At 69.7% G+C, this 13,532-nt stretch carries 14 protein-coding genes; 8 read left to right on the top strand and 6 right to left on the bottom strand.

All coding sequences use genetic code 11. From position 1 onward, the window contains the following. Nucleotides 1–45 precede the first annotated feature (45 nt). Complete coding sequence (locus DEJ31_RS12135; protein ID WP_111121985.1) at nucleotides 46–1,959, bottom strand: glycoside hydrolase family 127 protein; 1,914 nt, start codon at nucleotides 1,957–1,959, stop codon at nucleotides 46–48. 158 nt (nucleotides 1,960–2,117) lie between these two features. Between DEJ31_RS12135 and DEJ31_RS12130 the strand changes: the two genes are divergently transcribed. Together DEJ31_RS12130 and DEJ31_RS12125 are read left to right on the top strand one after the other, a co-directional pair. Next, nucleotides 2,118–2,561: a helix-turn-helix domain-containing protein gene (locus tag DEJ31_RS12130; RefSeq protein WP_111121984.1), complete on the top strand. Its 444-nt coding sequence runs from the start codon at nucleotides 2,118–2,120 to the stop codon at nucleotides 2,559–2,561. A gap of 27 nt (nucleotides 2,562–2,588) precedes the next feature. Beyond that, nucleotides 2,589–3,188, top strand: coding sequence for a PIN domain-containing protein (locus DEJ31_RS12125; protein ID WP_111121983.1), 600 nt, complete (start codon nucleotides 2,589–2,591; stop codon nucleotides 3,186–3,188). Nucleotides 3,189–3,194: 6 nt separating this feature from the next. Here the strand turns inward: DEJ31_RS12125 and DEJ31_RS12120 are convergent, their stop codons facing one another. Beyond that, nucleotides 3,195–4,253, bottom strand: coding sequence for a substrate-binding domain-containing protein (locus DEJ31_RS12120; RefSeq protein ID WP_111122049.1), 1,059 nt, complete (start codon nucleotides 4,251–4,253; stop codon nucleotides 3,195–3,197). 185 nt (nucleotides 4,254–4,438) lie between these two features. Between DEJ31_RS12120 and chvE the strand changes: the two genes are divergently transcribed. From chvE to mmsB, 3 genes are all read left to right on the top strand, one after another. After that, nucleotides 4,439–5,569, top strand: coding sequence for a multiple monosaccharide ABC transporter substrate-binding protein (chvE, locus tag DEJ31_RS12115; protein WP_181433521.1), 1,131 nt, complete (start codon nucleotides 4,439–4,441; stop codon nucleotides 5,567–5,569). A 110-nt stretch (nucleotides 5,570–5,679) separates the two neighbouring features. Then, nucleotides 5,680–7,230: a multiple monosaccharide ABC transporter ATP-binding protein gene (mmsA, locus tag DEJ31_RS12110; RefSeq protein WP_111044059.1), complete on the top strand. Its 1,551-nt coding sequence runs from the start codon at nucleotides 5,680–5,682 to the stop codon at nucleotides 7,228–7,230. Continuing rightward, nucleotides 7,217–8,398: a multiple monosaccharide ABC transporter permease gene (gene mmsB / locus DEJ31_RS12105; RefSeq protein WP_111044058.1), complete on the top strand. Its 1,182-nt coding sequence runs from the start codon at nucleotides 7,217–7,219 to the stop codon at nucleotides 8,396–8,398. The genes mmsA and mmsB overlap by 14 nt, the downstream gene beginning before the upstream one ends. Nucleotides 8,399–8,537: 139 nt before the next feature. Here the strand turns inward: mmsB and DEJ31_RS12100 are convergent, their stop codons facing one another. Beyond that, complete coding sequence (locus DEJ31_RS12100) at nucleotides 8,538–9,914, bottom strand: alpha-amylase family glycosyl hydrolase (protein WP_111121982.1); 1,377 nt, start codon at nucleotides 9,912–9,914, stop codon at nucleotides 8,538–8,540. 92 nt (nucleotides 9,915–10,006) lie between these two features. On the opposite strand from DEJ31_RS12100, the gene DEJ31_RS12095 reads away from it, so the two are divergent. After that, nucleotides 10,007–10,411 (top strand): DUF3253 domain-containing protein, encoded by a 405-nt coding sequence (locus DEJ31_RS12095; RefSeq protein ID WP_111121981.1) that lies wholly within the window; start codon nucleotides 10,007–10,009, stop codon nucleotides 10,409–10,411. An 87-nt stretch (nucleotides 10,412–10,498) separates the two neighbouring features. Here the strand turns inward: DEJ31_RS12095 and DEJ31_RS12090 are convergent, their stop codons facing one another. The 3 genes from DEJ31_RS12090 to DEJ31_RS12080 are packed head-to-tail and all read right to left on the bottom strand — an operon-like array spanning nucleotide 10,499 to nucleotide 12,626. Then, on the bottom strand, nucleotides 10,499–10,867 hold the full coding sequence (locus DEJ31_RS12090; protein WP_111121980.1) for a hypothetical protein: 369 nt from the start codon (nucleotides 10,865–10,867) through the stop codon (nucleotides 10,499–10,501). Nucleotides 10,868–10,908: 41 nt separating this feature from the next. After that, a complete protein-coding gene (locus DEJ31_RS12085; RefSeq protein WP_111121979.1) occupies nucleotides 10,909–11,502 on the bottom strand; it encodes a nucleotidyltransferase domain-containing protein in 594 nt (197 codons plus the stop codon). Between the two features lie 50 nt (nucleotides 11,503–11,552). Beyond that, nucleotides 11,553–12,626, bottom strand: a complete 1,074-nt coding sequence (locus DEJ31_RS12080) for a spore photoproduct lyase family protein (RefSeq protein WP_111121978.1) — start codon at nucleotides 12,624–12,626, stop codon at nucleotides 11,553–11,555. A gap of 60 nt (nucleotides 12,627–12,686) precedes the next feature. Between DEJ31_RS12080 and DEJ31_RS12075 the strand changes: the two genes are divergently transcribed. Together DEJ31_RS12075 and DEJ31_RS12070 are read left to right on the top strand one after the other, a co-directional pair. Beyond that, nucleotides 12,687–12,998 carry a biopolymer transporter Tol gene (locus DEJ31_RS12075; RefSeq protein WP_111121977.1) on the top strand — a complete coding sequence of 104 codons (312 nt, stop codon included), beginning with the start codon at nucleotides 12,687–12,689 and terminating at the stop codon, nucleotides 12,996–12,998. 170 nt (nucleotides 12,999–13,168) lie between these two features. Then, a complete protein-coding gene (locus tag DEJ31_RS12070) occupies nucleotides 13,169–13,474 on the top strand; it encodes a hypothetical protein (RefSeq protein ID WP_111121976.1) in 306 nt (101 codons plus the stop codon). Nucleotides 13,475–13,532 lie beyond the last annotated feature (58 nt).

Below are 13,532 nucleotides of genomic sequence, written 5' to 3'. Positions count from 1 at the left end.
CACCCGACAACTCGTCCGGCCGTGTCGCGGCGGGAGCGACCCGGGTCAGGCGACGGGCAGGAACACCCGCATCGTGGACGGCCCGCGGTTGCCCCACGTCGCGTACGGCACGAGCCGGACCGTCTCCGGCTCGGTCTCCTGCACGTCGGGGTCGCCGTACGGCAGCGGCCCGACACGGTGCACCGTGCGCTGGCGCACCCGCATGCGCACCGCGTCCGGTCCGTCGTCGAGCGGGTCCGACCCGGGCTGCACCACGACGTCGCCGACGTCCCGACCGAGGTCCGTGGACTCCAGGGCGTACACGAGCGGGCCGCGCTCGACCGCGACCGTGCCGCGGACCGCATCGATCCGCGGGTCCGGCACCGTGAGCCGAGCGGCGACCGGCACCGTGAGGGTCACGCGGTCCCCGACGGCGAAGGTCCGCACGACGGTGACGGTGTCCTCCCCGTGGACGGACCGGGTGCCGTCGACCGACCGGGTGCCGTCGGGGGTCTCGAGGACGGCCTCCGACGCCCAGGACGGCACCCGGAGGCGCAGCGCCACCGGGGTCCCGCTCGCCGCGGTCACCTCGACCGAGACCGTGCCCGCGGCCGGCCACCCCGAGCGCACCCGGAACGCGGCCGTGGCGCCGCCCGGCAGGGTGGTGTCGACGTCGTAGTCGCCGTACTGGTGCAGCTGCAGGCCGTCGTCGGTCATCGTCGCGAAGACCGACTCGACGCTGGCCAGCGTCCGGGCCAGGTTCGTCGGGCAGCACGAGACCTCGAACCAGGGCGCCCGGAGGCTCGACAGTGCCCGCGCGCTGAGGTCGTCCTCCGGCGGGACCGCACCCTCGACCCGCTGGTGCATGGTGTTGGCGTAGAAGAACGCCCGCCCGTCCTCGCGCGGTGCGACCATCATCGCGTTGTACAGGGTCCGCTCGATCAGGTCCGCGTACTTGGACTCCCCCGTCTCGAGCAGCAGGCGCCAGGACACCATGTTCGATGCGATCGCCGCGCAGGTTTCGCCGTACTCACGGTCCGGCGGCAGCTCGAAGTCGGTGCCGAACGACTCGTCCTGGTGGTGCGACCCCATCGCCCCGGTCAGGTAGGTGCGGGTCGCCACGGTGTTCGCCCACTGCCGCTCGACGGCCGCGACGAGTTCCGCGTCGCCGGTCTCCACAGCGACGTCGACCGCGCCGGCCGCCAGGTACATCGCCCGGACGGCGTGCCCGCGCCAGACGTCCGCCTGGCGCACCGGCAGGTCGTCCTGGAAGTACTCCGGTCCGAACGCGATCGGGCGGAGCAGCCCGTTTCCCCGGCGGTCGATGAACAACTGCGCCAGCCGGACGTACCGGTGGTCGCCGGTCGCCCGACCCAGCTCGACGAGCGCCGGTTCGATCTCCGGGTGGCCGCACACCGCCTCCCGTCCGCCGTCCCCGAACACCTCGACCAGGTGGTCGGCGACGCGGACGGCCACGTTGACCAGCCGGCCGCTGCCGGCGGTGCGCAGCCGCGCGACGGCGGCCTGGATGAGGTGCCCCATGCAGTAGAGCTCGTGGCCCCATTCGAGGTCGGACCAGCGCGGACGCTGCCAGGGGCGACCGAACGCGGTGTGCAGGTAGCCGTCGTCGTCCTGTGCGGCAGCGACCCGGTCGACGAGCCGCTCGTACCGCTCCGCGAGCTCCGGGTCCCCGGTGCGCCCGAGCTCCCACGCCATCGCCTCGAGCAGCTTGTAGACCTCGGAGTCGACGAACTCGATACCGGCGTGCGTGAACTCCTCGCCGGTCGCGGCACCGTCGAAGTTGCCGGCCCAGCCGATCCGCTCGATCCAGTCCTCGCAGTGCCGCAGGACGACGCTGCCGTTCCGCTCCTGCCACTCGCCCCAGTAGCCGCCGGTGAGCCGCAGCGCACCGTGCGGCAGCGGGCGGAGCCGGGAGGTCGAGGGCGATACCGGGCCGGTCGAGGGAGACGTCGTCGTCATGGCGAGAGGCTACGCCGGGCGGCGCTGTCCGACGCCGGACAGCGTGGCCACGCGCGCAGGCGACTTGCCGGATCACCGGTCATCACCCGCGCCACGGGGTTGCACTTGTAAGTGCAACCCCGTAGCGTCAAGGGGAGTTCCAGCACTCGGGAGGCACCATGACACCGTCGACGACGCTCGCGATGACGCAGGGCCTCGCTGCCGACCCCACCGTCCGACGCGATGCGGTCCAGGTCATGGAGGACACCGCAGACCGCGTGGTCGAAGCGGTCCTCCTACAGCTTGACGACGGGACGAGCCCACGGGTGCCGGCGTCCCTCACCGGAGCCCTGGTCGCGTTCATGCAGGCCGCAGCCGATGGATCCGAGATCAGCATCCGCCTGATCGCATCGGAACTCACCACGACCGGCGCGGCGCAACTCCTGGGCGTCTCGCGGCCGACGGTGATGAAGATGGTCACCCGAGGGGACCTCGCCGCGCATCGCGTCGGCACCCACACACGGCTTCGTCGTGACGACGTCCTGGCACTCCGGGACCGGCGCCAGGCGGACCGAGCGGCCGCGGCGGACGAACTGCTCGCGGCAGGCGAACCCTTCGACTGACATGTGACATGGGGGTATCGTGGGAAGATGCCCAAACGCGTGTTCGTCGACGCCAACGTGCTGGTCAGCAGGACGCTCCGCGACTGGGTGTGCCTGCTCCGCGCCGAGATCCCGTGGATGTTCCAACTCCACACCACAGAGGACGTCCTCGCCGAGACGATCGCCACGCTCCGAGCCCTCCATCCGCAGCGGGACGGCGGCGCCACCACTCGCCTCCGGGCAGCGATCCTCGGGAGCATCGACGAACTCGTCGCCGACTTCCCGGGAGACGTGCCGTGGAGCGGAACGGACCCGAAGGACCGCCATGTGCACGCCGCGGCGCTCTCCGCCCGAGCAGAGGTGTTGCTGACGGAGGACCGCGGATTCCATGCCCTCGACGACCTCCCGTACGAGGTCATGTGCTGCGACCACTTCTTCGTCCTCGTGGACGACACGTTGCCGTGGGGCGTCCGCGCGACCGTTCGCCGGATGAACGGGTACTGGGCGAGCCGACCCGGACCGCACGCCGGTCTGGTCACGGCGCTCGTCCGGGCGGGTTGCCCGGCCTTCGCCCTCAGGGTGGCGGACCATCTCCGAGCAGACGACGGCGTGCCAGGTGGACGATCGGATGTCGTCGTCATCGACTGACGCCGATCACGCCGAGCGCCGCACCACCAGCTCGGGCTGCAGGAGCGCGTCGTCGTGCAGCCCGCCCTCGAGCAGCGCCCGCGCCGAGGCCAGCACCCGCTCCCCCATCGCCTGGAAGTCCTGCCGCACGGTGGTGAGCGGCGGCGTGAAGTGCGCGGCCTCCGGCACGTCGTCGAAGCCGATGACGGCGATGTCGTCCGGCACGCGGAGCCCTTCTTCCGCGAAGGCGTGCAGGACCCCGAGCGCCATCTGGTCGTTGCCCGCGAACACGGCGTCGACCGTCGCGCCGTCCATCGCCCGGCCGGCCGCGAACCCGCTGGCCGGCGTCCAGTCCCCCTCGTACACGACCGGCGTCAGGCCCCGGGCGCGCATGGTCCGCTCGTAGGTCGCGCGGCGGACCTCGGCCTCCTGCGAGACCGTCGGCCCGGCGATGTGCACGATCCGACGGTGGCCGAGGTCGAACAGGTGCTGCAGCGCCAGGGTCGCACCGGCCGCCTGGTCGATCGCGACCGCGGAGATCGTCGCCCCGCCGCTCCCGGGCACGACCAGATCGGTCGGCAAGGCGTCCCGTTGCACCGCGTTCGCGACGACGACGGGCACCGTGACCGGAAGCGTCAGCGACGCGAGGGCGTCGAGCACCCGGTTGTCGGCGGCGACGAGGACCACGGCGGCGACGTCCTGCGCCAGCAGCGTGGACAGCGCCTCGGACAGGTCGAGGGGCTTCGGGTCGTCGGGCAGCGTCGAGAGCAGCACGTGGTAGCCCGCGGTCCGGGCAGCACGCTCGAAGCCGATGGCGGTGCTCGACGGTCCGTAGAGCGCATCGCCCGCGCTGACCAGGCCGAGGGCGCGGCTCCGTCCGCCGGCGAGTGCCCGCGCAGCAGCCCGGGGCCGGTACCCGAGGGCGGCGACGGCGTCGGTGACCTTCGTCCGGAACTGCTCCCGGACCGTCGGGTCCCCGTTGATCACCCGGGAGACGGTCTGGTGGGAGACGCCCGCCCGCTCGGCGACGTCGAAGATCGTCGGGGCCTTGCGTCCCCTGCCGTTCGGCGTCGCGGTCGTCGTCATCCGGTCACCGTACCGCGACACCAGTTCGGGGACGCGACATCCCGATCTGGTCTCGACGAGTTGACACCACCCCACCGAGCCCACATGATGTGAGCGCTCACTTGGAGCATCACATCCCCAGCGGGACACAGCAGCCCCGCACCTGAACGCGTCGATGCCGACGCGAGAGGAACAGAGGTACTTCGATGAAGAAGCGCAGGATCGTCGCGGGCGCAGCAGCTCTCGGTCTCGCCCTCTCCCTGGCCGCCTGCTCTGCCGGCGGCCGTGCCTCCACCGACAACGGTGGCGGCAGCACGGACAACAAGGGTGCCCTCGTCGGCGTCGCGATGCCCACCAAGGTGTCCGAGCGCTGGATCAAGGACGGCAACGCCGTCAAGAGCGACCTCGAGAAGGCCGGCTACAAGGTCGACCTCGAGTACGCGGACAACAAGATCCCGCAGCAGGTCCAGCAGGTGAGCAACATGATCACCAAGGGCGCGAAGGTCCTCATCGTCGCCTCGATCGACGGCGGCTCGCTCTCCGACCAGCTCGACGCCGCCGCCAAGGCCGGCATCAAGGTGATCTCCTACGACCGCCTGCTCACGGGCAACAAGAACGTCGACTACTACGTCTCGTTCGACAACTACAAGGTGGGCGTCGACCAGGCGAACTCGCTCCTCACTGGTCTCGGCCTCCTCGACGAGGACGGCAAGAAGACCGACGAGAAGGGTCCGTTCAACATCGAGGTCTTCGCCGGCTCGCCCGACGACAACAACGCCACGTTCTTCTTCAACGGCGCGATGGACACCCTCAAGCCCTACCTCGAGGACGGCACGCTGAAGATCGGCTCCGGCCAGGACGGCTTCACCCAGGCCGCGACGCAGCAGTGGGACCCGGCGAAGGCCCAGTCCCGCATGCAGAACCTGGTCGCCAAGTCGTACTCCGGCGGCACCAAGCTCGACGGCGTCCTCTCGCCCTACGACGGCATGTCGATCGGCATCATCTCGGCCCTCCAGGGCGCCGGTTTCGGTTCCGGCGACCGCCCGCTCCCGACCATCACCGGTCAGGACGCCGAGGCCGCCTCGGTGAAGTCGATCGTCGACGGTCAGCAGTACTCGACCATCTACAAGGACACGCGTCAGCTGGCCGAGAAGTCGGCGAGCATGGCCGAGGACCTGCTGTCGGGCAAGAAGCCCGAGGTCAACGACACCAAGACCTACGACAACAAGGTCAAGGTCGTCCCGACGTACCTGTTCCAGCCGACGGTCGTCACGAAGGACAACTACGAGAAGGTCCTGATCGACTCGGGCTACTACACCGAGGCCGACCTCAAGTAGTCGCAACCCCCTGACGGACCGGGAGGCGCGGTGCACGCCCGCACCGCGCCTCCCGTCCTGTCTCCCCTCCACTCGCGCGCCGTCCCGGCGCCCCAACGGAAGGCGGTCCCGTGGCGGACACCATCCTCGAGATGCGCGACATCACCAAGACGTTCCCCGGCGTCAAGGCCCTGCAGAACGTCTCGCTCCAGGTCGAACGGGGCCAGGTCCACGCGATCTGCGGTGAGAACGGCGCGGGCAAGTCCACGCTCATGAAGGTCCTGTCGGGCGTCTACCCGACCGGCACCTTCGACGGCGAGATCCTGCTCGACGGCGAACCGGTCCGCTTCTCGAACATCAACGACTCCGAGGCAGCCGGCGTCGTCATCATCCACCAGGAGCTCGCACTGAGCCCCTACCTGTCGATCGCCGAGAACATCTTCCTCGGCAACGAGCGCTCCAAGGGCGGCTTCATCGACTGGAACAAGACGAACCTCGAAGCCGCCAAGCTCCTGCAGCGCGTCGGCCTCAAGGACAACCCGATCACGAAGATCGTGGACATCGGCGTCGGCAAGCAGCAGCTCGTCGAGATCGCGAAGGCGCTGTCGAAGAAGGTGAAGCTCCTCATCCTCGACGAGCCCACCGCAGCGCTGAACGACGACGACTCCGCGCACCTGCTCGAGCTCATCCGCTCGCTGCAGGACGAGGGCATGACGGCGATCATCATCAGCCACAAGCTCAACGAGATCAAGGCGATCGCCGACAAGGTCACGATCATCCGCGACGGCCAGACCATCGAGACGCTCGACATGCACGCCGGCGAGGTGTCCGAGGACCGCATCATCCGCGGCATGGTCGGCCGTGACCTCTCCACGCGGTACCCGGAGCACGAGTCGAAGATCGGCGAAGAGCTCCTGCGCATCGAGGACTGGACTGTCCACCACCCGCTGGACGCCTCCCGGGAGATCATCCACCAGGCGAACCTCAACGTCCGTGCCGGTGAGATCGTCGGCATCGCCGGCCTGATGGGCGCCGGCCGCACCGAGCTGGCGATGAGCGTCTTCGGGCACTCGTACGGCACCGGCATCAGCGGCACCGTCTACAAGCGCGGGACGCCGATCAAGACGAACACGGTCACGGCCGCCATCGACAACGGCCTGGCCTACGCGACCGAGGACCGGAAGCGCTACGGCCTCAACCTGATCGACGACATCAAGCGGAACGTCTCCGGCTCGGCGCTCGGCAAGCTCGCCAACTGGGGCTTCGTCAACGGTTCCGAGGAGACCACGATCGCGCGCAAGTTCCTCAAGGACCTGAACATCAAGGCCCCGACGGTCAACGCGATCACCGGCAAGCTCTCCGGCGGCAACCAGCAGAAGGTCGTCCTGTCGAAGTGGATGTACTCCGACCCGGACGTGCTCATCCTCGACGAACCGACCCGAGGCATCGACGTCGGCGCGAAGTACGAGATCTACACGATCATCAACGCGCTCGCCGACCAGGGGAAGGGGATCATCGTGATCTCGTCCGAACTCCCCGAGCTGCTCGGCATCTGCGACCGCATCTACACGCTCTCCGAGGGCACCATCACCGCCGACGTCCCGCGCGCCGAGGCGTCGCCGGAAGTCCTCATGCAGTACATGACCCAGGAACGGGAGACCCCAGTCAATGAACGCGCTTAAGTCCGCCGCCAGCTACCTCACCGGGCAGCTCCGACAGATCGGCCTGTTCATCGCGCTGATCGTCATCGTCATCTTCTTCCAGGTGACGACGAACGGCATCACGCTGGCCCCGATCAACGTCTCGAACCTGATCGTCCAGAACAGCTACATCCTGATCCTCGCGATCGGCATGGTCATGGTGATCATCGCCGGCCACATCGACCTCTCCGTCGGTTCGGTCGTCGCGTTCACCGGCGCCATGGCCGGTGTCATGATCACCCAGTGGGGCATCCCCTGGCCGATCGCCGTCGTCCTCTGCCTGGTCCTCGGCGCGCTGGTCGGTGCGTGGCAGGGCTTCTGGATCGCCTACTTCGGGATCCCGGCGTTCATCGTGACCCTGGCGGGCATGCTCGCCTTCCGCGGTGCCGCCCAGATCGCCCTGCAGAACCAGCAGATCTCGCCGTTCCCGGACGGCTTCCGCTCGCTCGGCTCCGGCTTCCTGCCCTCCTTCGGTACCTCGGGCTACGAGCCGCTGACGATGGTCCTGGGGCTCGCCGCCGCGGCGATCCTCGTCATCACCGGCTTCCGTGGTCGTGCGACCCGTCGCAAGTACCAGCTCGAGGACGAGCCCTTCGCCTGGTTCATCACCAAGATGGTGTTCACCGTCGCGCTGGTCATCTTCATCGCGCTGCTGCTCGCCAGCTACAACGGCACCCCGATCGTCCTCGTGATCCTCGGCGTCCTGGTCATCGTGTACTCGATGGTCATGCGCAGCGCGGTGTTCGGTCGACACATCTACGCGATCGGCGGCAACCCGCTCGCCGCGCAGCTGTCCGGCGTCAAGACGAAGCGCGTCACCTTCCTGCTCTTCGTCAACATGGGTGTCATCTCGGCCCTGGCCGGCGTGGTGTTCACGGGGCAGCTCAACCTGGCCTCCCCGAGCGCGGGCAACGGCTTCGAGCTCGACGCCATCGCGGCCGTGTTCATCGGTGGCGCTGCGGTCACCGGCGGCATCGGCACGGTGCCGGGTGCGATCGTCGGTGGTCTCATCATCGGTCTGCTCAACAACGGCATGTCGATCCTCGGTGTCGGGTCCGAGTTCCAGCAGCTCATCAAGGGCCTGGTGCTCCTGGCCGCCGTCGCGTTCGACGTCTTCAACAAGCGCCGCGCGGCCAGCAGCCGCAAGTAGGACGGGGTCGGTCGTACGACCGCTCCCCGAAAGCGACAGATCGCCGTCGGAACTCGACGGAGATCTGTCGCTTTTGCGGTCGCGGGCTGCGGCTGGGGCGCTGCGGGCTGCGGGCTGCGGGCTGCGGTCGCGGGCTGCGTCAGCGGGACAGGACGGCCCAACCGGCGGCCGGGAGGCGCAGGGTCCCGTCGCGCAGTTCCCCCGCGCCCGCCTCGAGCCGCGTCGCGTCGGCTGCGGGCAGGACCACCGGTTCGGGCGAGAGGTTCAGGGCGGTGACCACGGCCTCCCGATCGGTCGCCGTGCGGAGGACGAGCGCCGTGTTGTCCAGGTGTACCACGTCGGTGTGGGCGCGGTGCAGCCACGGGTGCCGTCGGCGGAGTGCGACGAGCGCCTGGTGGGCGTGCAGCACGTCGGCCGCCGTGCCGGTGACCTCCGGCGGACCGGCGGGGAAGGCGGGCCGCACGGCGTCGTCGCCGCCCTCGCGGTCCTCCTTGACCCCGGCCCAGGCGAACTCGTCGCCGGCGTAGACCGACGGGGTGCCGGCCACCGTGAAGAGGACCGCGATCGCGTGTCCGACGAACTCCTCCCCCACCGCCGAGGCGATCCGCGTCACGTCGTGGTTGCCGACGAACGTGCTCGGGGCGAACGTGGCCAGCAGTTCGTCGTGCCGTTCGATCGCGTGCGCCAGCTCGTAGCAGTTGCGGTCCGCGATGCCGTGCCAGATGCCCTGCCAGAGCTCGTACTGGGTGGTGGAGTCCATCGTCGACGCGCGGACGATCGCGGCGGTGTCGCCGTGGATGACCTCGCCGGAGAACCACGCCTCGGGGAAGCGCTCCCGCACGCGCGGCAGCACGCGCGCCCAGAACGCCGGCGGGACCGCGTAGGCGGCATCGAGCCGCCACCCGTCGATGCCACGCTCGAGCCAGTGCGTCATGACCTGGACGACCAGGTCCTCGGCCGCCGACGAGGAGTGGTCGAGCGCCACCAGGATGTCGTGCCCCTCGAACGAACCGACCGGCACCGGCTGCCCGGGCTGCCAGCCGTCCCAGTCGACGGCGAACAGCGGAGCGGTCTCGGCGTCCGGGCCCTGCTCGGCGAGTGCCCGGAAGGCCGGGTGCTGGCGCCCGACGTGGTTGAAGACGCCGTCGAGCAGGACCCGGATGCCGCGTCCTCGAGCTGCAGCCACCAGACGGTCGAAGTCGGCGTCGTCGCCCAGGCGCGGGTCGATCCGGAAGTGGTCGACGGTGTCGTAGCCGTGCGTCGAGCTCGCGAACACCGGCCCGAGCAGCAGCCCGTTGAGCCCGAGGTCGACGACGTGGTCGAGCCAGGCTTCCAGGCGCCCCAGGCGGTGCTCGACCGGGCGGTGCTCCACAGCGCTGTCGGGGCTGCTGCTCGGTCGGATCTCCGCACCGACGAAGCCGAGCGGGTAGACGTGCCACCACATCACGTGCTCGACCCAGGCGGGCTCGCCTGTCCTGGTCGTCGGCTCCGGGGTGCGGTCGGCGTCGTGGTCCATCCCTGCATGCTGCCAGCCGGCCCTGGTCGGAACCGCCGATCGGGGTACCGCCAGCCTGGATGCGCGTCGGTGGCGCGGACGATCATGAGCCCATGGGACGAGCCATCCGCACCGAGGACGACGCACGCCGACTCGACGCCGCACACGCTGAACGCACCTGCGCATCCTGCGGGCGGCGCATGCCCGCGTCGGCGGACACGGACACGGACACGAAGTGGTGCTCCGACGCCTGCCGTCGGCACAAGCTCGATGACACCGACCGGACGCTCGAGCGCACCATCGACGAGCTGCTCGACGCCCGGGCCACCACGTCGAGCATCTGCCCCTCCGACGCTGCCCGGGCGATCGGCGGCGAGGACTGGCGTGACCTGATGGAACCCGCCCGACGTGCTGCCCGACGCATGGTCGCCCGTGGCGAGGTCGAGATCACCCAGGGCGGGAACGTCATCGACCCGTCCACCGCCAAGGGGCCGATCCGGATCCGACGCCCGCACTGAGCGACCTGTCTGGACCGCCGCTCGGGATCGTCGGGGTACAGCACGATCGACCCTGCCGTGAGCCCGACCGACGCCATCGTGGATCGGTCAGCGGCTCGGGTCGGTCTTCTGCCGCATCGCTGCGATGAGGCGTTCGAGCGCGAGCACGAGACGACTCGTCTGCTCGCGGGTCACGCGAGCAGACGAGTACTGGAAGTTCGTCTTCTCGTCGGTCAGACGTTTGTGTTGGTTGCCTGGCTGTCGGTCAGGTGAGCAAGCCGTGTCGAGCAGGCGTCGGGCCTGCGCGTGGTCCTCGCCGACGTGGTGCTGCCCGAGGACGGCCCCGCAGATCGCGTCGGCCGCCGCGATCCCGCCGAGGACGGCGTTCGAACCGGCGGCCTTCCAGTCGGCATGCGAAGTCGAGCCGGCACAGAGAACCGCTACCTCGTAGTACGCCTCAGCCTCGTCTCGTCGCATCCGGACTGCTGTCGCATCCATCACGCGCGTCCGGAGGGGCATCAGACGAGCGATCGGATGTCGGACCCGTACACGGTGTGCGCGTCGGTGCGCCACGAGCCCACGAGTGGATCCCCTTCGGTGGCGTACCGTTCGAGGTCAGCACGAGTGACGTCGAAGACCTGGCAGTCGTTGCCGGTCCAGCGCTGCACGAGATCGCCGAGACGGACGACCACATCGACGTTCGTCTCCGCAGCGAACACCACGAGCAGGTCGACGTCCGATTCGTCAGTGGCCGTTCCCCGGGCGAGCGATCCGAAGATCGACACGGACAACACGTCGACTTCGCTCCCCGCGATGAAGTCGTGGATGCGGCGCTCCAGTTCCGTTCGCGCGCCGAGCACGAGCTCGACTGCTGGCCACAGCAGGTGCTCGCGGTTGACCTGGTAGGCGGAGTGCTGCAGACCGCGCTCCACACGCACGAGTCCGGAGTGCTCGAGTTTGTCGAGTGCGCGCTTGATGCCGGTGTGCTGTGCCGCCCCAGCGACCCTGGCGACCTGGCGTCCGGTCATGGCCGCGTCAGTCCGAGCGAGGACGCGGAGTGCGTCGGCCTGCGTGGGGCCGACGAGCGTGGCGAGGGGAGCGGCGAGTTGCATTCACCGAGTGTACCGCAGATCGGTACACGTGTACACAGACCGTGTACACGTCAGAAGGCATACCGGATCCGGCAGGACGGCAGGTCGTCGGCCACGAGCTGTCGGAAGCGCTCGATGTGCTGCGCTTTCATCGCTGCGCGGTACCGGATGTTGACGGCACCGTTCTGGGAGAGCTTCTGCTCCTGCAACTCGGGCCGCCACAGCAGGTCCTCCGCCTTCGGGTGCCAGCCCAGGTTCACCTCGTGCAGCTGCTCGTTGTGGGTGAGGAAGATGACCTCGGCTGCGAGCTGCGCCTTCGCGGCCGGGGACAGCACGTCGTCGACCTCCCGCAGCATCGCGGCCCAGTCCGCTTCCCACGTCGGGGTGAGGATCACGGGCGAGAAGTTCAGGTGCACTTCGTACCCGGCCTCGACGAAGTCGTTGACCGCCGCGATCCGTTCGGCGATCGGCGAGGTGCGGATGTCGGTCACCTTCGCCGTCTCGTGCGGCATGAGCGAGAACCGGATCCGGGTGCGGCCCATCGGGTCCCAGTCGAGCAGGTCGCGGTTGACGTACTTCGTGGCGAACGACGCCTTCGCCGTCGGCGTCATCCGGAAGAGATCGCAGAGGTCGCGCACGTTGTCGCTGAGCATCGCGTCGACCGAGCAGTCGCTGTTCTCGCCGATGTCGTAGACCCATGCGTCCGGGTCGCACTGGTTCGGTTCGGTCTTCGGACCCTGCTTGTGGATGTTCCGGGCGAGGTGCTTCGTGATCTGCTCGATGTTCGCGAAGACCGTGATCGGGTTGCTGTAGCCCTTGCGTCTGGGGACGTAGCAGTACGCGCACGCCATCGCACAGCCGTTCGCGGTCGAGGGAGCAATGAAGTCCGCCGAGCGACCGTTCGGGCGCGTCACGATCGACTTCTTGACGCCGAGCACGAGCGCCTCGGTCTTGATCCGGACCCACCGGGCGACGTTGCGCTCGTCGCCGTGCACCTCGGGAATCTGCCAGTGCGACGCGACCGGGACGATCTCGGCGTCCGGCCAGCGCCCGATGATCTCCTGTCCGCGCGGCAGTTCGAGCGCCGCGGCCTCGGCGTAGATACGCGTGACGTCGAGCAGGGGGCGCACGCGGGAGTCGGTCATCGCCCTCCGTTCTACCCGTCACCACCGACACCTCGGACGTCGCTCGGGCAGACTCGGAGCATGACCGCCGGTGTGGAGGACGACCACTTCTTCGTCGTGGGCGGTCGGCGGTGGCGGCGGACCGACCCGGCGCTCCCCGAGGACCTCGCCGCTCGGCTCCGGTCCCACCTCGGCCGCGGCCGGAACGGGGTGCGGCAGGCGAAGCAGGCCGGGGACGAGGACGCCGTCGCCCGGACCCGACACCGGAACGGCCTCGCCAAGCACGGACTCGGCGAGCGTGGGCCCGAGTGGTGGTCCCGACCAGTGCCCGAGCGGATCGCGCAGGCCGAGCAGGCCCTCGCCGACCTCGACCGGCTCGACGAGTCGCCGTGACCGACGACACCCGTCAGCCGAAGTCGCACGACGGCCGGCGGAAGGTGCGACCGCCGGTCACCCGTCCGATGGACGTGGCTCGGACGGTTCCCCACCTTCCGGATGAGGCGCGAGGGATCCTCGCGGCCGTAGGCTCGTCGCGGCGAGGACGCCGAGGAACGAGGGGGACCATGAACGACATCGTCACGCACACGGGCGCACTGGTGGGGCTGCGCACCGGCACGAGCACGGCCGGCGGCCCGGCCGGCGCCAGGGTCGGCGTCCTGCTGGAACTCTGCTCCGAGGACAGCGCCGGGGTCCGCCGCCCGTGGGAGTTGCTCGTCACGCCGGCCCAGGCGGCCGCGCTCGTCGAGGCCGAGCGGACCGAGCCCGGCGTGCTCGTCCGGTTCGCCGGCGAACGACAGGGCGACCGCGGCGGTGTCCCGGTCGTGCGGGTCGGCCGGATCGCGGTGCTCGTGCCGGAGCCGACCTGCTGACCGACATCGGCTGACCACGACGTGACGAACGGCCCCGGGCACCCCCGGGGCCGTTCGC

The sequence above is a fragment of the Curtobacterium sp. MCPF17_031 genome (assembly GCF_003234035.1).
Lineage (GTDB): Bacteria > Actinomycetota > Actinomycetes > Actinomycetales > Microbacteriaceae > Curtobacterium.
Note: the sequence above shows the minus strand (reverse complement) of the source record. Positions and strands in the feature narration are given on the sequence as shown.